Here is a 26,163-nt window from a genome sequence, read left to right as displayed (position 1 = left end):
TTTTCCTTTGTCTCGCCATAAAAATATCCTCCTGGATTAATATTTATTTTAACATCAATCCGAGAGGATATATACTCTATTATGAGTTTACACAAAATTCATTACAGTCTCGCTGGAGATGGATTCTGTGTCTGCCTGTATGAAACCGGTCGGTTGGCAGCTTCTTAAATCACCGGCAAGGATTTCGGAATCAAAGGTGATCCGAAAGTCCGGATCCTCTTTCCCGAACCATATCGAGTGTTCATAACCAACCTGAGAGTTGGATGAGGACACTCGATTTCTTTTTGCCTACATTTTGCATCTTCTTGTATGTATGAGCAGGGATTAACCTGCTCTTTTTGTTATGCCGGTAACGCATTCGGAACATACTCTACGGCAACACCCTTGCGGGTTTCTTCGCGGTAATTGTGCTGTCTTGCAAGACTCGGCAGTTCCAGATACCCCACAAACTTGTAGTGAATCTTTATCTGTTGTTTGCGGTTTTTGCCGGTGCCCGTTACTTCGTATACATCAATGCGGTCGATGAGTTCCTGCAACAGAGGGGCTGTGAGTTTATCCATCTGCATAAATTTCCGAACAGCGGCCATAAACTTTTCCTTTCCAAGCTGCATTTCATCCACTTCCGACAGGCGTTTGCGGTATGCGCTGATCTTTTCTTTTAGGTCCAACCGTTCCGTCTCGTATTTGTTTGAAAACCGCATAAACATCTCATCGCTCAGTTTGCCCGAAACATTATCCTCGTAGCACTTTATACACAGCTCAGACACCTGCTCACTGCGAACAATACACTTTTGCAGCTCTCCCTCAATGTGTTTTTTCTCTTTAAGAATATCCGCATTGGTCTTGCTTGCAAGCAGAGCGGCAAAACTTTCCTCATCATCGCAAAGACATTTAGACAGCCTGCGAAGCTCTAAGGTTACCACTTGTTCAATAGCGTCTGCTCTCAGATAATGCGTTGAGGAACAGGTTCCGCGGTTGCCGTGATAATTGCCGCACATAAAGAACGGAATATCCTCTTTGTCGTGCTTAATATTAAACCACAGCTTTTTCCCGCAATCGGCGCAGTAGAGCAAATCGCAGAACATATTGCGCTCCCAGTTTTCCGGTTTGGGATTGCGGCGGCGGGTTTTGCCTATAAACTTCTGTACCTGTTCAAAGGTTTCACGGTCAATAATCGGCTCGTGAACATTTTTGAAAATCGCCCATTTATCCTCGGGATTAGCATACCGTGTTTTGTTCTTGAAGGATTTAGAGCAGGTTTTGAAGTTGATAATATCCCCGCAGTATTCCTGCTGAGCGAGGATTTTTGAAACCGTAGTTTTGCACCACTTGTACGGATTCGGCTGTGTTTTCTTACCGCCCCTCGGAAGTCCCTTGCTCTGCCAATACGCCATAGGCACAAGCACCTTGCGTTCCTGTAGGATTCGGGCGATCGTTTCGGCACCCTTGCCCTCTAAGGTCATTTTAAAAATATCCTTTACAACGGCTGCTGCCTCCGAGTCAATAATCCATTTCTTTTTGTTTTCAGGAGATTTCATATACCCATACGGCGGCTGAGATAGCGGTTCGCCTGAAGTCCCTCGGATACGATGAGCAGAACGCACCTTTCGGCTGATATCACGGGCGTACATCTCGTTCATAACATTCTTAAACGGTGCTATTTCGTTTTCACCCTCGTCGCTGTCCACTAAGTCGTTGATAGCAATGAAACGAACATTATGGTCGGGAAAATAAATATCCGTATACTGCCCGACGGTGACATAGTCACGCCCAAGACGAGACAAATCTTTGACGATTACAGTTGACACATAGCCCATCTCTATATCGTCAAGCATTGACTGAAAACCGGGACGGTCAAACCGTGTTCCGGTGATACCGTCGTCCACATAAAACCGGGTGTTTGAAAATCCGTTTTCTTTAGCGTACTTTGTGAGCATTTTGCGCTGGTTGACAATGGAATTGCTGTCGCCGTCTCCTCCATCGTCACGAGACAGGCGGCAGTAAAGCGCCGTGATCCCTGTTTGTTCAATTTTCTTTCTCGACTGCATTTAGTCCTCCTTCCCGGCAGCCGAACACACATATTTCTCTGCCATTGTATCTTCAAATATTTCACCGGTCAAATCTGTGAAATCGCTTGTGATACTTTTCTCGAAACGACTCTTAATCGTGTTTTCCGATTTCATCGGTTCAAATTCAGAAAACACCGTAAAGGTCACATTGCCGATTTTATATTTGTGAGTTTTGCCGTCGGAAATGCCAACGATCCAGTTTGTTCTTTTATTCATTATGAACTCCCCCTTATCTTGAATCCCGGTCATGCTGACGAGCGCGATATTTGTTGTAGTAATCTACAGCTTTAACAATAAAATCTTCTTTCTGCTGTAGCGTGTAGCCGCTTGGAATTTTACCCGCTAACCGTGCTGAGGGAATTTTGATTGTTTCCTTTTGATTTGCTTTTTCACGGGACAGGATTTCGCCGATGTCGTAAGCCGAGAGTTGTCTATCCTGAAACCGCTTTTTCATTTCAACGGCTTGCGCATAAGACGGTGTGCAATCGTTCATTTCACATTCCTCTAACACGGCGTATTGTTCTTCGTCGCCGAGATAAGACAAAGCCTCGCCGACCATAAGCGCAATTTTGCCCTCGTCCATCAGATCAAGTAGTTCAGGAATAAGGTGGGTCAGGCGAATGAAACGGCGTACTGTTTCACGGCTTTCGTTTAATGTTTCCCCAATAATATCTCCCGTGCGTAACTTCGCCACAGGTTGTGTCGAAGTTAAATCCGTCCGTTTGCCCTGATGTGATAGCGCCTCCATTTTTAGCTTGTAGGCAAACGCCTTTTCGCTGGGTAGGATATGCTCTCTGTGTAGGTTGCTGTCCACTACCGCAATAGCAGCAGAGTCACGGTCAAGAGCATAAATTAAGGCAGGGACTTCCGTGATCCCTGCCTTAACTGCGGCGTGTAAGCGGCGGTGTCCACTTATCACCTCATATTCATCTGTGTTTTCAATCGGTCGGACAATCAGCGGCGAAAGAATTCCTTGCGTCTGTACGCTTTCGATCAAGGTATTCATTTCCTCATCGTCCTTTACCTTGAACGGATGTCCCGCAAACGGGCGAAGTTTTTCTACCGGAATATTAACTGGTTTTTTCATAGTATTTTTCATTTTCATCTACTCCTATCTAAATATCTTGCACGGGCTTTTCTCTCAAGCTCGCATTCTTGTTTTAATAATTCATACAAATGCGGAGACTTCTCCAAAATCTTCTCCGCACGGCGAAGCTTTTCTCGAACAGGCTTCATTTGTTTGCTGATCGCTTTTCGGCTCTCTTTGTTTTGGCTTTCATCCTCCAGCGATTTTGGACGGCGGATACGGTTGCTAAGCGTTTTACGCTCACGCTCCAAATCGGATAACTGCGCTTTGCTTTCGTCGATGTTGGCTTGCAAATCGGCTACGGTGTGAATGTCATTTTCTTTAAGGAAATGATAATCTGAAATCAGCTCTTTCAAATCCTTTTCCGCCGCCCTTAAATCCGGTGACAGCAGCATTACATCGGCAAGCTCGGCGGCAATTTGGATAACCGTTATGATGATATAGAAAATCGTATCCACAAAAACCGTCGCCGCATCATAGCAGTGGTCAATAGAAAATTCAAGCTTTCGCAGTTCATCTTCCAGCGGAAACTTTTTAGGTCTGTACGGCGGACGGTACTCCAAGGTGAATAGGTGATATCTGTTCTCGGCGTTTCTGTCTAACTGCGCCTGCACAATCTCTTTTGTAAAACCGATATTTGCAAGACGAACAGAACGCTCCCAATGCTTTGCCTTCACGGAAAAACGCACGGGATCAAGGGTATATCCGAGCGCATAAAGTTGATTTTCAAACTCTCTTGGAGAGGTTGCAAAAGACAAGCAATATTCCACATCCTCACGAAGATAGTCCCGATGTGTTTTCTTGCCGGACTTATGCCGCCAATAATCCTTTTTGTGTCCGCCGTAGAAGTTACTGTTTTCAAGAACAGACAAACCGTGCTCTCGGCATATCTCATCCGACACACGGCGAAGTTCCTTGTGGTCGCCGATTTTGTTCTTGAACTTAACACCGTCCTTGTAGGACACGGGATTTACAACGAAATGGCAATGCACATTATCTGTATTCAAATGCACGGTCACAAGCACCTGATACCTATCGCCCCACATCTTTCGGGCAGTGACTTTGCCGATTTCAAATGCCTGCTCCGGTGTGACTTCGCCTGCCGCAAAGCTCTGTATTCCGTGATAGCCGACAACCTTGCCACGCATCCCGAACCGCCGCTGTACGGCAACCATTTCGGCATAGGCATTTTGCTTGGAGCAGTTAATACCGCTGACATACATTTTACGGTCGGTCTTGCTGTCATTTTCGGCATAAGAAAGCGCCGCATATAAATCGTCATCCAAATATCTTCGGTCGGTGGTTTTGTCTGGATTGTCGGCATAGTCAAGCGTTGCTTTCAAATTCTTGTAAATAGGCCAAAAGCCTGTTACAGCCACGTCGCATCACCCTTTTCCCGGCAACAAAAATGCCGCCGTAATCTCTTTTAGTACCGTGCTAATTTCCACATCCAATTCCGGTGAATTGGCTTTATCTGCAAGCTCATCGAGCTTTTCAAGGCAAAGAAAAAGAGCGTCAGGCGGAATACCTCTCGGCTCGTACCCTAACGCTCTTTGCTTTACATATTCAGTTGTACTCAGCCCGCACTTTCGGGCTTTTGATTGTATTTTCTCTTTTTCTTTTGCCGTGACACGCATGGCGATTCGTATATCTTTCATATACATTATTCCTTCTTTCATTCTTTTTTTCGGGGGATTGGGGGCGGTCAGCCCTCAAAGAGTCAGCCGATTTCGGCTGTGAGGGGGACTTTTGTGGCACACAAAATCCCTGCTTGTTATACCGTAAGACAAATCCCACAGGGCATAATAATAAGCGACTCTCAAATGCCGTAATTTCAGCGAATTTCTCCGTTGCACGATACCGAAAACGCTTCTTTTCCCATTGGGGCATGCCTCGTTATTGAGCCAAAATGGCTCTACTTTTACGTCAAAATAACAGTTTTGAGCCAAATATCGGCGTTTTGGCTCAACAAATTTGCCTAAAAAAATCTGCTGCGAAATTTGTAAATGAATTTGATTTTCGTCCGTTGCTTCGGTGTGATTTTCAATACCATTGCTTTCGCCTCCTTTCCGTTTTTCGGGCAAAAAAAAGCCGCCGAGTACAACCTCGACGGCTCATTTCCTGCCTTCTGTATATATAATAACGGAAAACAGAGATTTTTTACGAAACAGCGCAACAACTAAAACTTTAAAAACGCAACAAGCGGTAACCCTTGAAAATCAGCGCTGTTTACGGTATAATAAAATATATAATACTTATGCGAACAGAACTTTTTGATTCTATACAGCATCAAGTACAGTTTTTGGTACAGTGCTTGTGATAGAATAGAAGCAAAGGAGCAAAAAAATGATTTCTGCGTTTTTTACTGCCGATTACCGTGACGGGAGAGTAATATTCGGAGGCAAAAGCTATCCCGCCGGAGTGTTTGCCACGCACCTACTCAATCAGTTTTACATAAAAGATACTGCCGCGCGGATTGCAGTATTTCGGGATGATTTGAATTATCATATTCTCACACAGCTTAGCAACGGATACTTGAGCATCACGGAATTTGTGAAAACGGGTGCAAATACTCTTGAAGCCTTAAAAGCATTGCCAAAACTACGACCGTTTGACGGGCTGAATATTGAAGAAATCCAAAATACAGTAACAACGCTTTTCACAGAAGAAAACGGGCAGAAGATATGCGAATACTTTGCCGACAAGGCAAAGCTCAGTTTATTGACACAAGATGATATTGCCGCCGGCACGGCGGACAGGATGAAAAACGTAACGGATTTTTCTGTAATTGAAAGTAACATTACAGAGATAAAATCGATACTGTTATTTTTTGATTCTCTTGCAGATGACTTGATACTTGCACACGGGAGCCTATTAAAATTCTGCAGGCGCATTGACGAGGTTGAACGACTTGACGAGGCGCATTTATTACCATTGGCGTTAGAAATATTCGTAGACTATCACTTTACGCAAAGCGGCATATATATTTCGGTGAAAAAGAATGCAAAAAGCGTAACCGGAATCGTTGCAAAAAGACTGAATTTCGACAGCTATTACAGCTTGATCCTGACAGACTTTTTTGAGGGGCTACACTACGGACACTATCCCCGCAAGTGTGAAATTTGCGGAAAGTATTTTCTTATGCAAAGCGCAAGACGGCAGAAATATTGCCCCTACGGTATTGCGCCGGAGCTGTATCGGGGTAAAAAGATAACTTGTCGAAAATATGCCGCCGTGCTGAACAGAAAAGAAAAAGCAGAAAACGATCCTATCGTATCGCTGTATAACCGCCGCTGTGGAGCCATTCGTACAGAGGTTGGCAGATGTACAATATCAAAAGCTTTTGGTGAAGCGGCGAAACATCTTGCAAAGGAACATAAGCTGAGAGCGTTGGCGGACGATCAATATGCAAAAACGCAGTATAGAAAAGACATGAGCCGAGAGGCGTTATACACCGAAGTGGACAGGATTTTAAAGTGAAAGAAGGTGTGTGCCGGTGAAAAACGAAAAGTGGACAGAAGATTTGTATTTATACCGTATGAAACCGGCACCGCTGAAAAGGGATGATTTTCAGGAGTATATTGCTCTTTACTTTGCTGAAAAGGACGAAAAATACCTCGGTTGGTTCTTCCACTACTATGAGCCAAGGCTGAACACAATTATTATGGAGACGGTGCAAGAAACCGCAATGCAAGGGCACTTCGCCGATTTGAAACAGTCGTATGTTTTCGGCATATACAAGGCGCTGCAGAAATACGATATTTCCACCGGAGTGCCGTTTCTCATTTTCAAAGAGCATTATGTCAAAAACGAGATTGACAAGTACATCAGTACCATGCGACAAGGTTATTCCGTCCAAAGTGTGGACGAATACCGCACGCTCAAAAAGGCAATGGCGCTGTATGCAAAGTATGAGTATAAGTTTGACGATGAAACGATAACCATAATCGCCGCCGAAATCGGGAAAAGCGTCAAAGACACCAAAGAGATCATCCGTGCCGGAATTGACAGCACGCACTACACCGATTTTTACCGCAAATACGCCGATGAGGACGGAGAGAACACTGCTGAGGATGTGACAACCGACACTACCTCCAATCCTGAAAGGTTATTTTTCAAACAGTTGCAGGCAGAAGCGCTCTTTACCGCTTACGAAGCACTTGATTACCGAGAACGCATGATGGTTGCCGATCATCTTGGCTTTTGCCCGGAATGTTACGGTATTCATGAGCTGGGCAAAGATGAAAACGGTAATTCGGTCAAGCTGCTCCGCAAGGGCAAAGCCTACATAGACCTTGCCGCCGAGCATATGTTGTCTTCACCCGATACCGCTTTTCAAATTGTAAACGGCGCATATGAGAAAATGCTGATTGAGCTTGCGATTGATGAGTACATCCATATTGTAGAGCTGCGGTTGACATCCGCTGACAATAACTCAGTCACCTATGAATACTGTGCCGATCATAACAATGACTGGGGCAAAATCCACTATACCTTCGGCGAAGACGATTACGATGTTGTTCGATATATCTATGCCGACAGAAAGGGCGATTTCTTCTTCGCTTACTCTGGCGAATGGATTATGCACAATACCGGTAGAAAGCACATACCGAGATATATGGTTGTATCTTTGTAACCGCATAAAATGAAACAGCCCCGATGAGACAGACAAAAATTTGAAGCTCATCAGGGCTGTTTGTGTTTTGTTTATGGTATGACAGAAAATTGTAATATTTTGCGAAACAATAAAAAAATGCAGATAAACTCTCTTGCATTTGCGATGTGAATGTAGTATAACAGAGTAAATATTACTTGCGAGGTGCTGAAAAATGTCTTTAACGGTCAGTTACAACAAGCTTTGGAAGTTGCTTGTCGATAAAAAAATGAGTAAGGCTGAAACGCAAAGCCATGATATCTAAACGATTTTTCGCATGACCGACCGGCTGCAAGTTTGCACACAGAAAGGTGTGAATTTTGCAGTCTTTCTTATGAAAAATGTTAAAATATCGGCTTCCGGTTGGCGTGCGGACAATCCATTTAATGAGGGATTATCTATCGCTGAAATCGGAGGATCAGAAAGGAGTGGTTGCGTATGCGGTATGCTAATAAAAAGCAGATAACAAGAGCAACTGAAAGTCTGCGTACGGTTATTGCAATGATCTGCATTATAGCGATAGCCTGTGTGGAAATCGTATATGCAGCCACGGAAGATGATAACAGAAAGTTGCTTAACGGCAGCTTTGAGGAAGGGCAGACTTTTACAGGCAACTATTCACAGCCTAATCAGAGCGCTGTTCCCTCATGGAATACAACGGCTTTTCAGGGTAAAATTGAGTTATTTAGAAAAAATACAGGCACTTATATAAATGGTGTAACATTAGAACCTAAAGACGGAACTTATGCCGCAGAACTTAATGCGGACGAGGAAAGCACCCTTTACCAGAATGTAAAAACAACTCCGTCAAGTGTATATGAATGGGGACTGGATCACGGCGGCCGAAACGGAACGGATATAATGGCTCTGGTTATAGGACCTAAGCAGAGCAAGGACCCGTCAAAGCCCAACAAGGACGGGCGCGACCAGTTTATGCAGATGGTTGACTGGCTCAATATAGATGTCAGCACGATTACATCGGGAGCAGAGCCTACACAGTACACCGTTTACAGTAAAAAATTCGCCGAAAGCGGCACTTTTGAAGACAACGTGGGAAACAACGCGTTCAGCCTAACGCCCAGTTCAATCTATACCGAAGAATGGCATATATGGATTATGGCGTCCTCAAGGGCTACAACCGGTACCAATCCTTGGAATTCCTACGGCTCTAACGCCACGGGTACAGCAGGTTCAGGCAACGGCTCGGGCAATACAGGGGTGGATTTAAGCAAGTACTATTTCTATACCGTTCCGGCGGGGCAGACCGATACCCTGTTTGGCTTTGTCTCGGTCGGATATATTGATTCTACTGCACCTGTGGGCAAGGAAAAGACCTACGGCAACTTTCTTGATAACATTAACTTTGAGATTTTCCACCCTCTGTCAGGAAGCACCTCTACCCACGGTAGTGCGGTTGTCGGCGGAAGTGACGGAACAAGCGGTGGTACGGGCGCTACGGCGGGCCATGAGGTAACGATTGACAATAAGCTTTCAACCTTTATTACCGACGGAGAGCCGCTTAAAATTCAGGCCGTTGTGAAGAAGGACGATGCTTCGGACGGTTGTGAATTTGTAGGTGTGTATCACACAAATCTTGATGAAAACGGAAATTCCAAAACTGAATTTTTGAAATTGGCGGGAAATGTAATTGAAGACACGGGAAGCTTGACCGAAGAGGAGAAAGCGGGTAAATGGCTAAAAACCACGAATGCAGACGGCGATATTATTTATACCTATTACCTTGGTAATATTACTTCGGCAACCGACCTGCACTTTGTATTTATCAAGAGCCCTACCGTAACCTACGACCCCAACGGCGGTAAGGCTTATGTGGTTGAACGGGAATATAACACAGACGAAGCGGCGAATGTATACAGCTTCCAGCCTGTGTTGGGTCATAACGAGGCGCAGGCCGAAACAGCGACGATCTTTATAGACCCGTATATTTCGCATGCGGCGGAGGGACAAAACGACGGTTGGAAATTTATGGGTTGGAAGCTTACAGGCGACGTTGTAGAAAATGTTCCGGAAGATAAGCAGGTAAATGCAGAACAATTAGGAACTCTGATACTTCCCGCCGAGCATACCATAGCCTGCGATTACACCTTTGGTGGAGTAAATGATGACTCGAAGGCGCAGTATTTTAAGATTTATAACGGCAATGTTAGCTTGACCAAGACGATAGACCATGATAATGTTAGTAACTCTGAAGAGGTTACAGGTGTAACCTGGGGCGATAACGGCGAAACAAAAACCTATGCCAATGTCCACAAGGGTATTACCATGATTGCTCAATGGCGCTGGTTGCAGGCGTTTATTCCACAGGCGCATAACGCCGCCGACGACACATACATAGCTTCCAATTTGGGCGGAACGGTCGAGATTACAAGCGTAACCGATCCATCGGATACGAATTACAATGACGCATATAATGCGGACGGCGGCAAGTCCTACCACGCGGCCATTGACGAAAGGATAACCGTCAATGCGGTGGCCAACAGCGGCTACACCTTTGAGGGTTGGTATGACGAAAACGGAAATCTTGTTACAACCAACGCCGAATACACCTACATTGAAGCAAAGGAAAGCGTAAAAACCTATTATGCACGGTTTTCCAACACCGTTACACAGACCTATATCCGTCAGATAAAGAGCGGCGACAGTTGGACGAACACCGACGATGATAAAATAGGAACGCTCGGCAGATACACCTATACCGACGCAGTCGGATCTCCGATCAGCTCTACCGCCACTGCAGGATCAAAATATAAATTTGTGGGCTGGTATGACTCTGAGGGTAATAAGGTCCCGGAGGGTATGCTTATAAACGGCGGAGTAACAATAAGCTATACAACCGCCGTTGACGCAACCTATTACGCAAGATTTGTGCCCACGGTTACGCAGAAATTTATTCGTCAGGTACAAAACGGAGACCTGTGGGAAAATACAAACGACGATGACGTGGCAAGACTCAGCATATATACACATACCGACGAAGCGGGAGTATCGGTAAGCTCTGCCGCAACAGTGGGAGATAGATATATTTTTGTGGGCTGGTATGACTCTGAGGGTAATAAAGTCCCGGACGAAATGCTTACAAACAGCGGAACAGAAATCGGTTACACAACTGTAGGCGACGCAACCTATTACGCGCGTTTTGAAAAAAAGTTCACTCTTAATGTCTCTAAAATCGACGGCGACCAATCAACGTTGGAAAACAAGGTGCCCCTCGCCGGTGCAGAATTCACCCTATACCAAAGGAATGATGACGGCGGCGATAAAACCGTCGTATATAAGGAAGAAAGTATTAAATGCACTGAGATTGCCTCCTGTGTTACGGTTTTAAGCAAGGACGGTAAAACCGCAACCGCGGTTTTCGACGGTATGCTGATACCGAATACCGACTACTTCCTGATTGAGAAAAGGGCGCCTGCAGGCTATCGCTTGTTAAGCGAGGCGAAAAAAATCACCATTGACGGTTCGGGCAACACCGCCCTGATCGATGGAATATCAAAGGAAATTACGGAAAAGGAGGTTAATATTGAACTTGCAAACTATTTGACGCTGCATATGCCTATTTCCGGTTTAAATATTACCGGCGGTTGGTATGCAGCGGGCGGACTCATGCTGCTGGCTGCAGCGGCAATCGGTTTGTTTGGGTTTAAAATAAGCCGAATTAGAAGTAAAAATCAATAACGGAAGGAAAATGAAAATGAAAGGCAAAAAATTAGCAACCCTTATCCTGACAGCACTGCTTATGTTGTCCATTCTGCCGATGAGCGTTTTCGCGGAACAGGGAGAGGTCACCGCAAGCTCAACCGCTTCTATCACAATCAATAGCGCAGTAGAAAACGATGTACTCGCGGCATATAAGGTGGTCGATATTACTTATGTTGCGGAAACGAACACGTTGACTTATAAGTGGAACAGTGATTTTGCCGATTATTTTGACGGCAAAACCCCTTATAATAAAACTCTATATACAGTTGAACAGTTTGATGCGCTTAAGGATGATTCCGATGATCTGAAAACACTGCTTGCAGGGCTTCCGAAGTATATTTCTGAAAAAAACATTGCTCCTGTCGGCAGCACTCAGACTGTTGCCGCAGACAAAACTGCCACCTTTGCAAACCTTGCAATGGGCGAGTACTTTATCCGCCCGACCTCTACAACCTCGGTTTATCAGTTAATGCTCCAAAAGCTTGAACCGACCGTTTCCGGAGGTAAATATGTTATCGACGATCTAACCTTTAGCGCAAAGCACGAAGAAGTGTCTGTTGATAAAGCCGCCAATAAAACCAGCGTAACCAAGAAGGAAAAGGTAACCTATACAATTAAGGTTGATATTCCCACCTATGCGACAGGGGCGGTAGACAAGTCTTTCTATGTTTCCGACCTGCTTCCTGACGGACTGGCTATTGATACCGATTCGATTAAAGTTAAGAGAAACGGAACGGATATTACTAGCGCTGCGGGAACCCAATATACGCTTGATACAACCGCAACCAACGATTATACCTTCAAATTAAGCGTTTCTAAAGATCAGTATGCCGCAAGCTGGTCTGAAAACGGCGGAAAACAGCTTGTGATTACATACACCGCAACCCTTAACGATAACGATACAACAGCAGTTAACACCAAAGAAACCAACACGGTTACCTTTGACTATTCCAACTATCCTTATGTTGAAAACTCCCATGCACAGAAGACGGATACGGTTGATGTTACGACCTTTGCCATTAAGATTGATAAGTACGTTGACGGTAACGAAAGCACTAAGCTTGCCGGTGCAAAATTCGATCTGTACAGAACCGCTACACAGGCTGAGATTGACGCCGGAACAGCCGTAACCATTCCCCACACCAGTGTCAACGGTATAAAGCTTGAAAGCGGTCTGATCACCGATGCCGACGGCGCCGCAACCTTTGCAAAATACGAGGCAAACGGTACAAATTATGACTACTACCTCGTAGAAACGCAGGCTCCCTCGGGTTATAACCTTCTCGATAATGCCGTAAAGGTGAACTTTGCCGATACGGATGTTGCGGCGACCGCCGGTGTTTATACCGTTAAGGTACCCAACAGCAGCGGCATCCAACTTCCCATCACGGGTGGTACCGGTACTGTAATCTTTACCGTAATCGGTATTGCGCTCATGGTTGGTGCGGTTGTCCTCTTTGTGGCTTCCCGCAAAAAAACAAAAGCTAAAGAGAGCAAGTAATCCCAGATTTCTTTAAGGGGCGGCGAGCAGTTGCCGCCCCTTTTTAATCGTTACAAAAGGAGGAAAACAGTGTGAAAAAAGTATTGCCGACCGTATTGATCGTACTTGTATTTATTGCCGGAATCGCTGTTTTCCTCTATCCGACGGTTTCAAATTACCTATACCAGAAAAACAGCACCCGTGCGATTACCGAACATTCGGAAAACCTCTCCCAATTAAGTCCTGAGGTTATTGCGGAGGAGAAAGAGGCAGTAAGGCGCTATAACAAAAGTCTTTTTGAAAACGCCGTGGTGCTGACAGACCCGTTTGACCCGGACGCTTATCCCATAACCGACGGCGAGTATACGGAGCTTTTGGCTTTTGATGATGTAATGGCCTATATTGAGATTCCCGCGATTAATGTGTATCTGCCAATTTATCACGGAACAGAGGAAGAAACATTGTTGATTGGTGTAGGGCATTTGGAAAACACCTCTCTTCCCGCCGGCGGTGAAAGCACCCATGCCGTTCTCTCTGCCCACTGCGGTTTGCCGTCTGCACGACTTTTTACCGATCTTAATTTGCTTAGAGAGGGCAACATTTTTCGTATTCACGTTCTGGACGAGACGTTAACCTATCAGGTTTACGAAATCGAGACAGTTGATCCTGACGACAGTTCCTCTCTTTTTATACAGGAGGGCGAGGATCGTGTGACTCTGATCACCTGCACTCCCTATGGCAAGAACACCCATCGTTTGCTGGTACACGGCAGACGAATTGAGGAAAAGGATGAAGCTTTGATCGAGGAACCGAAAATCGAAAAGAAAATGACATGGGAGGACTATACAAAGCTTGCGGCTATCGGTATTACGGCGGTGTTTGTTCTGTTGCTGCTTGGAAGTGCGGTTAAAGGTTTGATACGGAGGAAGAAGCATGAGAAAGCTGATTAGAATAATAGCTGTTATCTTGTTGATTGTCGGCATTGGCTTTTTTGCTTATCCTATTGCCCTGAGGGTTGTCTTTAATATGCAGGCTAATCAAGCGATTGATCAATTTGAACAGCTTAAAACAGATGAACTGCAAACGGATAATAACGCTCCAAATGACGGTGGCTTTCCGTATGCCGAACTGCGCAAGGCCATGTTTGATTATAATGAGAAGCTGTATTTAAGCGGTCAAAGCGGGTTGATTGACCAGCTATCCTATGAAAAGCCGGATTTTCTGCTTTCCGATTACGGGATTAACAGCGATATACTCGGCTATATTACGATTCCTGCCATTGATGTTAAGCTCCCTATTTACAACGGCGCAAGCGAGGAAAACATGGCTAAGGGAGCGACCTATCTTGCAAACACTTCACTTCCTGTCGGCGGAAGCAACACCAATTGCGTAATTGCCGCCCACACGCGGTATAAGGGAATCCATATGTTTAAAAGAATTACCGAGCTTAAATCGGGGGATGAAATTTATATCACTAATTTGTGGGAGACGCTTGTATATAAAGTGGTGGAAACAAAGGTTATAGACCCTAAAGACAGTCAGAATATTTATATTCAGACGGGCAGATCTCTAGTAACCCTTTCGACCTGTCATCCGTATCCGTACAATTACCAGAGGTATTTGGTATATGCCGAGCTTGTCGAGAATTAGCCTGTTTCCCGAAATAAACCTTTAAAGAATTTTGCAACATATATGAGTACGGAATATTTATTGTTTGGATATATGAGAAAATATGTGCGTTCGTGCCGGTATTTCAATACTTTTTAATCAAATCCGCTATGAACAAAAAGATGCCCTCCGAAAAACTCCGATTTCATCGGGGTTTTTCTCGTTTTTGGGGTAAGTTATTTGAAGATAGTTTTAGAGATGCCAAACGACAAAAATCCTATTCAGATACCTTTTAAACCGACATAACCGAAAATACGAGTAAAAGCAAGCACATGGACTCGAAACTGCATTTTATTTATAGATTGTTTCTGCATTGATATACGCAGAATAAGCAATAACAATGGGGACGGCAATCAAACCATCCCCAAGTTCATCTATGCATTATATATAAGCTCACGTAATACGATTTCGTTTGCTCTGATTCGTATGTTATTCATTTGGCGAACCCATTCCATTTGATTCTCTGCCTTGAGCTGTTCTGTTATATCTTCACGATCTGCCATCTGCTTAACCAGCCGGGAACACATTTCTTCTGCCTGTTTGTCAATATCAGCAAGGTAACTATTCAATTTGCCACTGAGCTGCAAGCCGGAGAGAAGAACCCGCTTGTTTTCTCGCAGATAATTCAAGTGCCGCTGCCCCCATATACCGATAGTAACCTGATTCTCATCCGACAATTTCAGGCAGGGAATGTAATAGTCGCCTTGCAGTTCGTACCAAAGACCGTTGCCTTCATCGTATTTGTACTTTTCCATAAAAATTAGCATCCTTAAAATATCGTGATATGATCATATCAAAGAGGAAGCAAATCGGCAAATGTACGGGGAAATATGTGTGCCATCCGCCGGATTCTAAGTGTGTAATTTAGGTTGGTTAAGAACATCCGAACCAGGCCGTCCTCCGGTAGGAAATGGAAGCCGCCGGAGTTAGTTTCTGACAGGTTTGGATCCAGGAGATCTCTTCCAGCACCTGACGGTTCAGAAACTGTTCCGTGTTCGGAAGCTTATGCGCCTCCATGAACCGATCTGCTTCCTGCCAGGAAAGGGAGGCCCGCCGCTTGGAAACGATCCCGCCTACCTTCTTTTTAAGCTCCAAAAATACAGGAATATTCGCAGCCGACATGGGCTGATAGCTCCGTAGACGGAGCTTTTCTTTATAATAAGGCTTTTGCAGAGAAGCACGGATCAGCCGGTAATCATCGGTATCATAATAGATGTTATAGATTTCATAAAACGCACCGCCCGGGCAGAACGGGTCATGCTCCATGTATTGCTCCAGAAGTGGCAGAAGCGCCTCATACTGGCCGGTCTGGAGCTGATATTTCTTTTCCAGATGCTTGAACGTTTGAATGCTCATAAGCAGTTCCTCCTTTGCTATGAGGGCAGTATACAGCAGAAACCTTAAATTGCTCTGAAACAGAAAGTGGATTTGCGACGGACTCGGTTTCCGGGGGCAGTCCTGCAGGAGGCACATATTAGAGTTGCCTCTGCAGGCCTGCCCACCGGAAAACCTCGAGGCTGTCACAAACCGACAGAACAGGAGGAACAAACTATCCTTTGACTTCAACGTCATAATATATTAACATAGAGGAAATAAAAAGAACGGGAGATTTGAAATGCTGGTGGCTGTGACAGCAGCCCGGTATCGTACCTGTAAATGTTTGCTTTTAAGATAAAGGGGAATAAGAATGTTACTGTTTTCAACAATCCTTGAAATTGATAAAAAAATGAAAAAAGATGACTTTATAAAGCTGGTGATCGAGTGGAATCAGAAGGGACATCCGGAAAGCGTGATACCGGGAATCGAGTGGAACGGAGAGCGGAATGTTCGCTTTGAGGATGAAAATAAATGTCTGGAGATTCAGGAATACCGCAACAAAAATATCATTGCAGTTCGATTTGAAAAGAGAGAGCCGGACGGAGCGGTATGGGATACCGATTATATTATGAATTTCCCGGAAATGAAAATGGCAGTAAGGTTAGATCGCAGTTATAGCGAGGACGCATTAAATGTGGATACGAAATTCTTTACACCGTTTTTTATTTCCATGCTGATCGATCGTGGATATATTCGGAAAGATGGGAATCTTGAAGTACGGCGCACGCCGTTACTGATCGATGAGGACAATCTCGAATTGATGGTTCATGTTATCAACGGAACGGCAAGATACAAATTACCGGTTGTGATTATTACGAAAACGTATTATGACGAGGATCCGGTAGATGTGAATAAACTGGCAAAGGAATTGAAAGGAGTTGCTCATGTTTTCGTGCAGAAGACAAATTGTACGAATCGTAAATTGAAAGAATTATGTAACGGCAGCAACGAATATTACGGCGCCATTGGAATCTATCATCCGAATCCTGCAATCGGGCACAGGAGATATTTGTACCGGATGTCGGTTGGGATCGACCGCATTCTTTCGGACAGAGTAACAAGAACTGTGATGCAGTACAGTAATTCACAATTGGTGGGATCACTGTATACATGGTTCGGGGTAAATAATGCGATCTTGCGGGATCGGCTGGCAACTAAACGGGAAGAAAATGCGGAAGCGGAAGCCGGAAGAAGAACAGCTCTTTATGAACTGCTTATGCTCAAATCAAATCTGGATCAGACGAAGGAGAGTATGCGGAAACAGGCGCTGGAAGCGGCAAAAGCAGAAGCGGACAAGATCCTGGATGGTTTTGAGGGTGACATGCAGAAGAAAGAGGCTGAAATTGAAAAATTATCCTCGGAACTCCAAAAGAAAGAATATGAAATAAGCTGGTTAAAAGCAAAATTGGATTCGATGACAGATGTCCCTGTTTTAATTGCCGGTGATGAGGATGACTTCTATCCGGGGGAAGCAAAAGATTTTGTATTGTCTGTATTAAAAAAGGAATTATCGGCGACAGAGGCGAGAACCAGGCGTCATGATATATTGAAGGATCTGTTAGAAGTCAATGGATATAAAGCGGAGGGAGAACGAAGAGCAGACGAGGTAAAGCGTTTACTTAGTAATTACAGCGGCATGACACCGAAGGTGAAGAAGGGACTGGAAGAGATTGGTTTTATTTTTGATAAATCGGATCATCAGAAAGTAAAGTATTACGGTGATGACCGATATACCATCATTTATGCCAGCACACCGAGTGATAAAGGGCGCGGCGGAAAGAATGATGCGAGCATTACGATAAAGAAAGCATTTTAAGAACATCAGTATGTCTGGAAACGATGAAAATAACTTTCAGACAGATTTAAGGTTATGTTATTATAGTTATATAAAACTCAGATGAGCGGAAAGTCGACAGGACGGAACTGTGAATGCCATTAAGGATTGCGGGAGCGCGTAAGCAAGCTGTTTGATAAATATCTGAAGAAAATCTACTGGTGAAGAAATGAGGCGCATGGTATGCGGATTTTAGTTGTTGAGGACGAGGTGCGGCTGGCGGAGGCACTGGCACAGATTTTGACGGAGCGGAAACATACGGTGGATCAGGCTCATGATGGAATCTATGGCCTGGATCTGGCACGGAGCGGGATCTATGATGTGATCATTTTAGATGTGATGCTGCCGGGCATGGATGGCTTCCAGGTGGTTCGGACTTTGCGAAAGGAAAAAATCCGGACGCCGGTGCTGATGCTGACGGCGCGGTTTGAGACCGGAGACAAGGTTCACGGACTGGACTGCGGAGCCGACGATTACCTGACGAAGCCCTTTGAGACGGAGGAGCTTTTGGCAAGACTGCGGGCGGTTTCCCGCAGAACCGGCGAGGTGGCGGTGGAGGGACTTTCCTGCGGTGACATCAACCTGAATCTGGAAACCTATATGCTGGAGCGGGGAGAAAAAAGCATTCATCTGGGAAAAAAGGAATTTGAGATCATGCGGCTTCTTTTGTCCAATCCGAAAGCGGTGCTTCCGAAAGAAACGATCCTGTTAAAAATCTGGGGCAGCGAATCCGATGCGGAGGATAACAATGTGGAGGTTTACATTTCGTTCCTGCGGAAGAAGCTGGCCTATCTCGGTGCAAAAACAACCATCGGTACGGTACGGAAGATTGGATAGAAGATTGAAACGGAGGGCGTATGATCCGGAAACTGAAGCGAAAATTTATCCTGGTCAATATGCTTCTGGTGAGTATCGCCCTTCTGGTGACCTTTTCCTCGGTCATGGTGATCAACAGCCGGCAGCTTGCAAAGGAAAGCGAGATTTTGATGGAGCAGAAGCTGGAGCCTCAGCCGGGGGAACGGCCAGCGGACGGAAAAACGGAGCAGACCGGAGATAATGCACCGCCGGGCGGCCGCCCCTTTAATCTGGAGGATCCCCGCGAGAGCAGCGTTTTTCTGATCCGGCTCGATGCGAATGGCGATGTGGAAGAGATCATCGGGGCGGACAGTCTTGAGATTGAAGAAGAGGAAGCCAAAGAACTGGCAGAAACCTGCATGGAAACAGGAAAGGACAGCGGAATCCTGTCCTCCATGGGACTGCGCTACATGAAACGGACTGACGAACGGGGAATCAGGCTGGTGTTCATGGACCGCAGTGATGAGCTGACGACCATACGCCGTCTGGCGGTGATCCTGCTTCTGGTGGGAATGGGAAGCCTTCTGGTCTTTTTCTTCATCAGTCTCTGGCTGGCCAGGTGGGTCGTGGGGCCGGTACAGCGCTCCTGGGAGCGGGAACGGCAGTTTGTGGCAGACGCCTCCCATGAATTAAAAACTCCTCTGACGGTGATCCTTGCCAATATCGGGATCTTACAGCGTCATAAAGAGGACACCATCGAGCAGCAGGAAAAATGGGTGGAGAATACAAAAGAAGAGGCAGTCCGCATGAAGCGGCTGGTGGAGGATATGCTGGAGCTGGCACGGGCGGATGCCGGGACCGGAAAGCTTCATATGGAGCGGCTGAACATCAGCGATCTTGCATGGAGCGCAGCTCTCGGCTTTGAGTCAGTGGTTTTTGAGCAGAAGAAAATGCTGGATACGAAGATCACACCGGATCTGTTTGTAAACGGAGATCCGGAAAAGTTAAAGCAGCTTCTGGTGATCCTCATCGACAACGCCTGCAAATATTCCGAGCCGGGCGGTACTATTACCGTGGCTCTGGAGCCGGTGAAAAATCAGGTGAAGCTTACGGTTCACAATACGGGAAGCTATATCGAAAAGGAAATGCAGGTGCATTTATTTGAACGGTTCTACCGCGGCGATGCGTCAAGAAGCCGGGAAGCCGGCGGCTACGGTCTGGGTCTTGCCATTGCAAAAGAAATCGTTTCCGTCCATAAGGGAAGGATCTCTGTTCGAAGCGAAAAAGAAACCGGAACCGCCTTTGAGGTGGCGGTTCCGGCGGAGCTTCCATTGAAAATCAATCGGTTTCTTTATTAAGCTCTTTCAGGCAGAGCAACAGCGGAATTCCTATCTTTGCAGTTACAAGAACCGCCACAAGCCCCACAAGAATTATGCATAACATAAAATCACCTTCTTCCTGTCTATATTATACAACGCCTGGGGCGAAACAGATGCCAAGGAAGCGTTAAGAATTGGCGGAGGCTGTAAAGAAATCATATAAGAAGTGGAGCCGCGAAAGGTAAGTCGCCCTAAGCAGCGATATACCGATTCGGTGTGAAAAACAGCATTGGAACGGTTCACCTCCTTGCATTCCATCCGTTCCTATGTTAAACTGTTCCTTGTGTATCATAAAATAATGAAGAAAAAATGTGAGAGGAACAGATTTATTATGGAAAAGCATCATCATCACAGAAGTACCTTTTCCGGCAAACTGGGATTTGTGCTGTCGGCGGCAGGAGCCTCAGTAGGGCTGGGAAATATCTGGAGATTCCCGTATCTTGCGGCCAAGTACGGAGGAGGGATCTTTTTACTGGTATATATCATTCTGGCACTGACCTTCGGATATACCATGATTGTAGCGGAGACGGCACTGGGACGTATGACGAGAAAAAGCCCGGTAGGGGCGTTTGCCAGATTCGGAAAGAATGGGTTTCTGTCCTTTGGCGGCTGGATCAATGCCATCATTCCGATCCTGATCGTACCCTACTATTCCGTGATCGGCGGCTGGGTGATCAAGTATCTGGCGGAGTATGTCCGTGGAAACGGCGCAGCGCTGGCCGCAGACGGCTATTTCGGCGCGTTTATTTCCAATGGTGTATCTACAGAGATCTGTTTTGTGATCTTTGCACTTCTGACTGTGGGAATTATTTATGCCGGTGTGCGAAACGGCGTGGAGCGGGTCTCCAAGTTTATGATGCCGGTGCTGGTGGTGTTATCGGTGATCATTGCCGTTTATTCCATTACAAGACCGGGGGCCCTGGAGGGTGTGAAGTATTTTCTGGTGCCCAATGTAAAGAATTTCTCCTGGATGACCGTTGTGGCGGCCATGGGACAGATGTTTTATTCTCTATCCATCGCCATGGGGATCCTGGTGACCTTTGGCTCTTATATGAAGAAGGAAATATCGATCGAAACCTCTACAAAGCAGGTGGAGGTGTTTGATACGGCGATCGCTGTCATGGCCGGACTCATGATCATTCCGGCGGTGTTTGCATTTTCCAGCGGAGATCCCGATACCCTTCAGGCCGGACCGTCTCTGATGTTTATTACGATTCCCAAGGTGTTTGCCAGCATGGGACTGGGAACCGTGGTCGGAATTATGTTCTTTGTACTGGTGCTCTGCGCGGCGCTCACCAGCTCCATTGCCCTGACGGAAAGTGCAGTTTCCACATTTCAGGACGAGCTTCACTGGGGAAGAAAGAAGGCAACCGTAATTGTCGGCGTGATCATGCTGGCACTGGGGACGCTGTCGTCCCTGGGCTATGGCCCCCTTGCCATGGTGAAGATCATCGGCATGCAGTTTCTGGATTTCTTTGATTTTCTGACGAACTCCGTGATGATGCCCATTGCGGCTATTGCCACCTGCCTGCTGGTATCCCGTGTGATGGGAGTAAAGAAAATCGAAGAAGAGGTGACCCTGGAGGGCGGAGCTTTTAAGCGGAAGAGGATTTTTAATTTCATGATCAAATATCTCTGTCCGATCTTTGCGGCAATCATTTTATTAAGCTCTGTGGCAAACGCATTCGGATGGATCTCCATGTAACAGGAGGAAGGTTTACAATGAAATGGAAAAAATATACCATTGAGACAACAACAGAAGCCATCGATCTGATCAGCAGTATGCTGGAGGAGCAGGGCGTGGAGGGCATCGAGATTCAGGACAATGTGCCGCTGACCGATGAGGATACCAAGGGAATGTTTATTGACATTCTTCCGGAGCTCCCGCCCGATGACGGAACCGCGTCGGTGTCCTTTTATCTGGAAATGGATGCGGACGAGGCGGCAATTCTGGCCGGAGTTCAGGAAGGACTTTCGGAGCTTCGCCTGTTCACCAATGTGGGTGAGGGAACCATTACCTGTGAAGAAACTGAGGACAAGGACTGGGTCAACAACTGGAAGCAGTATTTCCACCCCTTTACGGTCGATCAGATTCTGATCAAGCCCACCTGGGAGGAAGTACCGGAGGAGCATAAGGATAAGCTGATGATCGAAATCGATCCCGGAACCGCATTCGGAACAGGCTCCCATGAGACAACGCAGCTGTGCATCCGCCAGATCCAGAAGTATCTGAAGCATGGAGACAGGGTACTGGATGTTGGAACCGGAAGCGGGATCCTTGCCATTGCGGCACTGAAGCTGGGGGCAGGCAGTGCATTCGGAACAGATCTGGACGAGAATGCCATTACCGCGGCCAGAGAAAATGCTGAGGTGAACGGAATCAGCGAAGCAGACTTTGGTCTGGTTCAGGGCAATATCATTGATGATGAGGAGATCCAGAAGGCAGCAGGGCTTGGCTGTTATGATATCGTGGTGGCGAATATTCTGGCGCCGGTCATCATCATGCTTCAGGGCGAGGCGGCACGGCATCTGAAGCCGGGCGGAATCTTTATCACCTCCGGAATCATCAATACCAAGGAGGAGGATGTAAAGGACGCTTTTGCGGCCAACAGTGACTGGGAGATTCTGGAGATCACGCATCAGAATGACTGGGTATCCGTTACAGCAAAAAAGAGAGGTTAGCCATGTATCTGTTTTTTGTGGATCACGATCAGATCGGAGAGAAGGAAGCACGGATCACCGGTTCTGATGTGAATCATATTAAAAATGTACTGCGGTTAAAGCAGGGGGATAAGCTCCGGATCAGTGACGGTGCGTCTCTCTGCTATAACTGCCGCATCGAGGCGTTTTCCGAGGACGGTGTCCATGTGGAGCTGCTGGAAAAGGACGAGGACGGAACGGAGCTTCCGGCTCAGATCGTGCTGTTCCAGTGCCTGCCCAAGGGTGACAAGATGGAGCTGGTAGTGCAGAAAAATGTGGAGCTTGGAATCAGCCGGATCATTCCGGTGGCATCGAAGCGCTGCGTAGTGAAGCTGGATGCGAAAAAGGCGGAGGCCAAGGTACGCCGATGGAATGCCATTTCGGAAAGTGCGGCCAAGCAGTCCAAGCGGACGGTGATCCCGGAGGTGGCTCCGGTGATGACCTTTAAGGAAGCAGTGGATGCAGCGGCAGATTTTGACTGTAAGCTGTTCCCCTATGAGAATGCCGAAGGAATGGCTTATACAAAGCAGGTTCTCGCAGGCGTGAAGCCGGGGACCAGAACGGCCGTGTTCATCGGGCCGGAAGGCGGCTTTGAGGACGAGGAAGTGGCATATGCAAAGGAGCGGGGCTTCTGTCCCATTACGCTGGGACGGCGGATCCTGCGGACGGAAACGGCAGGCATGGCGCTTTTGGCGGCGCTGATGCTGCAGCTGGAAAAGTAGAGGAAGCTATGGAAGCATATCTGGATAATTCGGCCACGACAGTGGCGCTCCCTGAGGTAAGGGATATTGTGGTAAAGACCATGATGGAGGACTATGGAAATCCGTCCTCTCTTCATAAAAAAGGCATGGAAGCCGAGCAGTATGTAAAGGCGGCGGCGGAGAGAATTGCAAGGACCCTGAAGGCGAAGCCTTCGGAGATCGTGTTTACCTCCGGCGGGACCGAGTCCAACAACATGGCCATCATCGGTGCGGCCAGAGCAAACCGGCGGGCAGGAAAGCATATTATTACATCAACCATCGAACATGCCTCGGTTTACAATGTATTTGGCTATCTGGAGGAAGAGGGATATCGTGTAAGCTATATCCCTGTGGATGAAAACGGTCATCTGAAAGAAAAGGAGCTGGAGGCAGCCATCGATGAGGAGACCACGCTGGTTTCGGTGATGTACGTCAACAACGAGGTCGGATCGGTGAATCCCATCGAGGAGATCGGTGCGCTGATCAAACGGAAAAATCCGAAAACGATTTTTCATGTAGATGCGATCCAGGCATACGGAAAATACCGGATCAATCCGAAAAAGGAGCATATCGATCTGCTTTCGGTGAGCAGTCACAAGATCCACGGCCCCAAGGGCGTCGGCTTTTTATATATCAAGGACGGAACGAAGATTGTTCCGGTTGTCTACGGCGGCGGCCAGCAGAAGGGCATGCGCTCCGGAACGCATAATGTTCCGGGAATTGCCGGGCTTGGTGTGGCAGCGGAGAAGATCTATGAGGATCATGAGGCGAAGATCGCCCGGATGTATGAGATTAAAAAAGAATTTGTAAAACTTGTGCAGGAGCTTCCGGAGACGAAGATCAATGGACTGACCGATGAGCAGAGCGCGCCCCATGTGGTGAGTGTGAGCTTTGCGGGAGTGAGAAGCGAGGTGCTTCTCCACGCCCTGGAGGAGCGGGGGATTTATGTGTCCTCCGGTTCGGCCTGCTCCTCCAACCACCCGGCGGTAAGCGGAACCCTCCGCGGAATCGGTGTGGAACGGGAGCTTCTGGATTCTACGCTGCGATTCAGCTTCAGCATATTTACCACAGAGGAAGAGATCCGGTACTGTGCGCAGATGCTTTCCGAGCTTCTGCCGGTACTGAGACGATACAGGAGGAAATAGCATGTTTGCACATGACAATTTGTTTCATGCGTTCTTGATTAAATATGCGGAGATCGGGATTAAGGGAAAGAACCGGTATCTGTTCGAGGATGCACTGTTAAAGCAGATCCGCTTTGCCCTGCGGGATACCGAAGGTGATTTTACCGTAAGAAAGGAAAATGGCCGTGTTTATGTGGAAGCAGGCGCTGCCTTTGATTTTGATGAGGTGGTGGAAAAGCTTCAGCATGTATTCGGAATCGCCGGGATCTGCCCTATGGTGCAGTTTGATGACAACGGCTTTGAGGATATCAGAGAACGTGTCATTGATTATATCAAAAAGGTCCATCCGGAAGGAAACTTTACCTTTAAGGTACAGACCAAGCGGGCCAACAAGAAGTTTCCTATGGAGTCCAATGAGGTCAATGCTGATCTGGGCGAGGCGATTCTGGACGCATTCCCGACCCTTTCCGTGGATGTCCATGAGCCTGATGTGTTTTTCTATGTGGAGCTTCGTGACCGGATCAATCTGTATTCCAGGATCATTCCCGGCCCCGGAGGCATGCCGGTGGGAACAGCCGGTAAGGCCATGCTTCTGTTATCCGGCGGTATTGACAGTCCGGTGGCGGGCTGGATGGTGGCAAAGCGCGGCGTAAAGATCGATGCAGTTTATTTCCATGCGCCGCCCTATACCAGCGAGCGTGCAAAGCAGAAGGTGGTGGATCTGGCCAGGCTGGTTTCCCGCTATGCCGGTCCCATGGATCTTCATGTGATCAACTTCACGGATATCCAGCTTTATATTTACGATCAGTGCCCTCATGAGGAGCTGACGATCATCATGCGCCGTTATATGATGCGGATTGCAGAGGCGATTGCCGAGGAGAACGGCTGCCTTGGCCTGATCACGGGAGAGAGCATCGGCCAGGTGGCCAGCCAGACGCTTCCCAGTCTTGCCTGTACCAACGAAGTATGTACGATGCCGGTATTCCGTCCGGTTATCGGCTTTGACAAGCAGGACATCGTGGAGATTGCCCAGAAGATCGATACCTTCGAGACCTCGATCCAGCCCTTTGAGGACTGCTGTACGATCTTTGTTGCAAAGCATCCCGTAACAAAACCCAATTTGAAGATTATCCGCCGTTCTGAAGAAAAGCTTCAGGAGAAGATCGATGAGATGCTGAAGACTGCCATCGAAGGACGGGAAATTATTAAGATTCAGTAGATGCTGTAATATAAAAAGCCGCACCGGACCGGCGCGGCTTTTCAGACAACAGCTTAAAACGTTTAAAGGCTTATTCCTTGATCAGATAAGGCTTTAAGGTTTCCAGAATAGCGTCCATGTTGTCATCGGCATGAATATTCAGATCGATGGGCTTGGAAAGATCCAGGCTGAAAATTCCCATAATGGATTTTGCGTCGATCACGTAACGGCCGGATACCAGGTCGAAATCATAATCGTACTTTGTAAGGTCGTTGACAAAAGACTTTACCTTATCGATGGAGTTTAAAGAAATCTGAACAGTTTTCATTGAAATACAT

Annotated in this window: 23 protein-coding genes; 14 read left to right on the top strand and 9 right to left on the bottom strand. The window is 46.7% G+C overall.

Features of this window, described 5'->3' with window-relative positions:
• Positions 1 to 341: 341 nt before the first annotated feature.
• From ACTQ3K_RS03390 to ACTQ3K_RS03365, 6 genes are read right to left on the bottom strand one after another with little or no spacing between them, the layout of a single operon-like run.
• Complete coding sequence (locus ACTQ3K_RS03390) at positions 342 to 2,048, bottom strand: recombinase family protein (protein WP_441565753.1); 1,707 nt, start codon at positions 2,046 to 2,048, stop codon at positions 342 to 344.
• Positions 2,049 to 2,285 (bottom strand): hypothetical protein, encoded by a 237-nt coding sequence (locus ACTQ3K_RS03385; protein ID WP_441565751.1) that lies wholly within the window; start codon positions 2,283 to 2,285, stop codon positions 2,049 to 2,051. It lies immediately after the preceding gene.
• 13 nt (positions 2,286 to 2,298) lie between these two features.
• Entirely contained in the window at positions 2,299 to 3,168 is an 870-nt protein-coding gene (locus ACTQ3K_RS03380) for a ParB/RepB/Spo0J family partition protein (protein ID WP_441565749.1), read from the bottom strand.
• A 2-nt stretch (positions 3,169 to 3,170) separates the two neighbouring features.
• Entirely contained in the window at positions 3,171 to 4,535 is a 1,365-nt protein-coding gene (locus tag ACTQ3K_RS03375; RefSeq protein ID WP_441565747.1) for a relaxase/mobilization nuclease domain-containing protein, read from the bottom strand.
• A gap of 6 nt (positions 4,536 to 4,541) precedes the next feature.
• Positions 4,542 to 4,814, bottom strand: coding sequence for a plasmid mobilization protein (locus ACTQ3K_RS03370; protein ID WP_441565745.1), 273 nt, complete (start codon positions 4,812 to 4,814; stop codon positions 4,542 to 4,544).
• Positions 4,815 to 4,868: 54 nt separating this feature from the next.
• Positions 4,869 to 5,240, bottom strand: coding sequence for a hypothetical protein (locus ACTQ3K_RS03365; protein WP_441565743.1), 372 nt, complete (start codon positions 5,238 to 5,240; stop codon positions 4,869 to 4,871).
• Positions 5,241 to 5,502: 262 nt separating this feature from the next.
• Between ACTQ3K_RS03365 and ACTQ3K_RS03360 the strand changes: the two genes are divergently transcribed.
• The 6 genes from ACTQ3K_RS03360 to ACTQ3K_RS03335 all read left to right on the top strand — a co-directional run bounded on the left by ACTQ3K_RS03360 (position 5,503) and on the right by ACTQ3K_RS03335 (position 14,660).
• Entirely contained in the window at positions 5,503 to 6,636 is a 1,134-nt protein-coding gene (locus ACTQ3K_RS03360; RefSeq protein ID WP_441565741.1) for a DUF6076 domain-containing protein, read from the top strand.
• Positions 6,637 to 6,652: 16 nt separating this feature from the next.
• Positions 6,653 to 7,792: a hypothetical protein gene (locus ACTQ3K_RS03355; protein ID WP_441565740.1), complete on the top strand. Its 1,140-nt coding sequence runs from the start codon at positions 6,653 to 6,655 to the stop codon at positions 7,790 to 7,792.
• A gap of 456 nt (positions 7,793 to 8,248) precedes the next feature.
• Positions 8,249 to 11,506 carry a prealbumin-like fold domain-containing protein gene (locus ACTQ3K_RS03350; RefSeq protein WP_441565738.1) on the top strand — a complete coding sequence of 1,086 codons (3,258 nt, stop codon included), beginning with the start codon at positions 8,249 to 8,251 and terminating at the stop codon, positions 11,504 to 11,506.
• A gap of 16 nt (positions 11,507 to 11,522) precedes the next feature.
• On the top strand, positions 11,523 to 13,031 hold the full coding sequence (locus ACTQ3K_RS03345; RefSeq protein WP_441565736.1) for a SpaH/EbpB family LPXTG-anchored major pilin: 1,509 nt from the start codon (positions 11,523 to 11,525) through the stop codon (positions 13,029 to 13,031).
• 71 nt (positions 13,032 to 13,102) lie between these two features.
• Positions 13,103 to 13,960 (top strand): class C sortase, encoded by an 858-nt coding sequence (locus ACTQ3K_RS03340; protein ID WP_441565734.1) that lies wholly within the window; start codon positions 13,103 to 13,105, stop codon positions 13,958 to 13,960.
• Entirely contained in the window at positions 13,944 to 14,660 is a 717-nt protein-coding gene (locus ACTQ3K_RS03335) for a class C sortase (protein ID WP_441565732.1), read from the top strand. The genes ACTQ3K_RS03340 and ACTQ3K_RS03335 overlap by 17 nt, the downstream gene beginning before the upstream one ends.
• Positions 14,661 to 15,052: 392 nt before the next feature.
• On the opposite strand, the gene ACTQ3K_RS03330 is transcribed toward ACTQ3K_RS03335, so the two are convergent.
• Positions 15,053 to 15,433, bottom strand: coding sequence for a TnpV protein (locus tag ACTQ3K_RS03330; protein WP_441565730.1), 381 nt, complete (start codon positions 15,431 to 15,433; stop codon positions 15,053 to 15,055).
• Between the two features lie 118 nt (positions 15,434 to 15,551).
• Complete coding sequence (locus tag ACTQ3K_RS03325) at positions 15,552 to 16,034, bottom strand: VTC domain-containing protein (RefSeq protein WP_441565728.1); 483 nt, start codon at positions 16,032 to 16,034, stop codon at positions 15,552 to 15,554.
• Positions 16,035 to 16,365: 331 nt separating this feature from the next.
• On the opposite strand from ACTQ3K_RS03325, the gene ACTQ3K_RS03320 reads away from it, so the two are divergent.
• The 8 genes from ACTQ3K_RS03320 to thiI all read left to right on the top strand — a co-directional run bounded on the left by ACTQ3K_RS03320 (position 16,366) and on the right by thiI (position 25,846).
• Positions 16,366 to 17,871: a coiled-coil domain-containing protein gene (locus ACTQ3K_RS03320; protein ID WP_441565726.1), complete on the top strand. Its 1,506-nt coding sequence runs from the start codon at positions 16,366 to 16,368 to the stop codon at positions 17,869 to 17,871.
• Positions 17,872 to 18,072: 201 nt separating this feature from the next.
• On the top strand, positions 18,073 to 18,726 hold the full coding sequence (locus ACTQ3K_RS03315) for a response regulator transcription factor (RefSeq protein WP_441565724.1): 654 nt from the start codon (positions 18,073 to 18,075) through the stop codon (positions 18,724 to 18,726).
• Positions 18,727 to 18,746: 20 nt separating this feature from the next.
• On the top strand, positions 18,747 to 20,042 hold the full coding sequence (locus tag ACTQ3K_RS03310) for a sensor histidine kinase (RefSeq protein ID WP_441565722.1): 1,296 nt from the start codon (positions 18,747 to 18,749) through the stop codon (positions 20,040 to 20,042).
• A gap of 352 nt (positions 20,043 to 20,394) precedes the next feature.
• A complete protein-coding gene (locus tag ACTQ3K_RS03305) occupies positions 20,395 to 21,768 on the top strand; it encodes a sodium-dependent transporter (protein WP_441565720.1) in 1,374 nt (457 codons plus the stop codon).
• 17 nt (positions 21,769 to 21,785) lie between these two features.
• Positions 21,786 to 22,745 carry a 50S ribosomal protein L11 methyltransferase gene (prmA, locus tag ACTQ3K_RS03300; RefSeq protein WP_441565718.1) on the top strand — a complete coding sequence of 320 codons (960 nt, stop codon included), beginning with the start codon at positions 21,786 to 21,788 and terminating at the stop codon, positions 22,743 to 22,745.
• Between the two features lie 2 nt (positions 22,746 to 22,747).
• A complete protein-coding gene (locus tag ACTQ3K_RS03295) occupies positions 22,748 to 23,485 on the top strand; it encodes a 16S rRNA (uracil(1498)-N(3))-methyltransferase (protein ID WP_441565716.1) in 738 nt (245 codons plus the stop codon).
• Between the two features lie 8 nt (positions 23,486 to 23,493).
• Positions 23,494 to 24,648, top strand: coding sequence for a cysteine desulfurase family protein (locus ACTQ3K_RS03290; RefSeq protein WP_441565714.1), 1,155 nt, complete (start codon positions 23,494 to 23,496; stop codon positions 24,646 to 24,648).
• Position 24,649: 1 nt separating this feature from the next.
• Positions 24,650 to 25,846 (top strand): tRNA uracil 4-sulfurtransferase ThiI, encoded by a 1,197-nt coding sequence (gene thiI, locus ACTQ3K_RS03285; RefSeq protein WP_441565712.1) that lies wholly within the window; start codon positions 24,650 to 24,652, stop codon positions 25,844 to 25,846.
• Positions 25,847 to 25,916: 70 nt separating this feature from the next.
• Here thiI and ACTQ3K_RS03280 read toward each other — a convergent pair whose 3' ends face one another.
• The gene (locus ACTQ3K_RS03280; protein ID WP_441565710.1) at positions 25,917 to 26,153 is read right to left on the bottom strand and encodes an HPr family phosphocarrier protein; all 237 of its coding nucleotides are present in this window, start codon (positions 26,151 to 26,153) and stop codon (positions 25,917 to 25,919) included.
• Positions 26,154 to 26,163 lie beyond the last annotated feature (10 nt).

Source organism: Candidatus Paralachnospira sp. LCP21S3_A2, assembly GCF_052118925.1.
Classification (GTDB): Bacteria; Bacillota; Clostridia; order Lachnospirales; family Lachnospiraceae; genus Lientehia.
The sequence above is the reverse complement of the archived record's forward strand: the minus strand, read 5'-3'. Positions and strand labels throughout refer to the sequence as shown.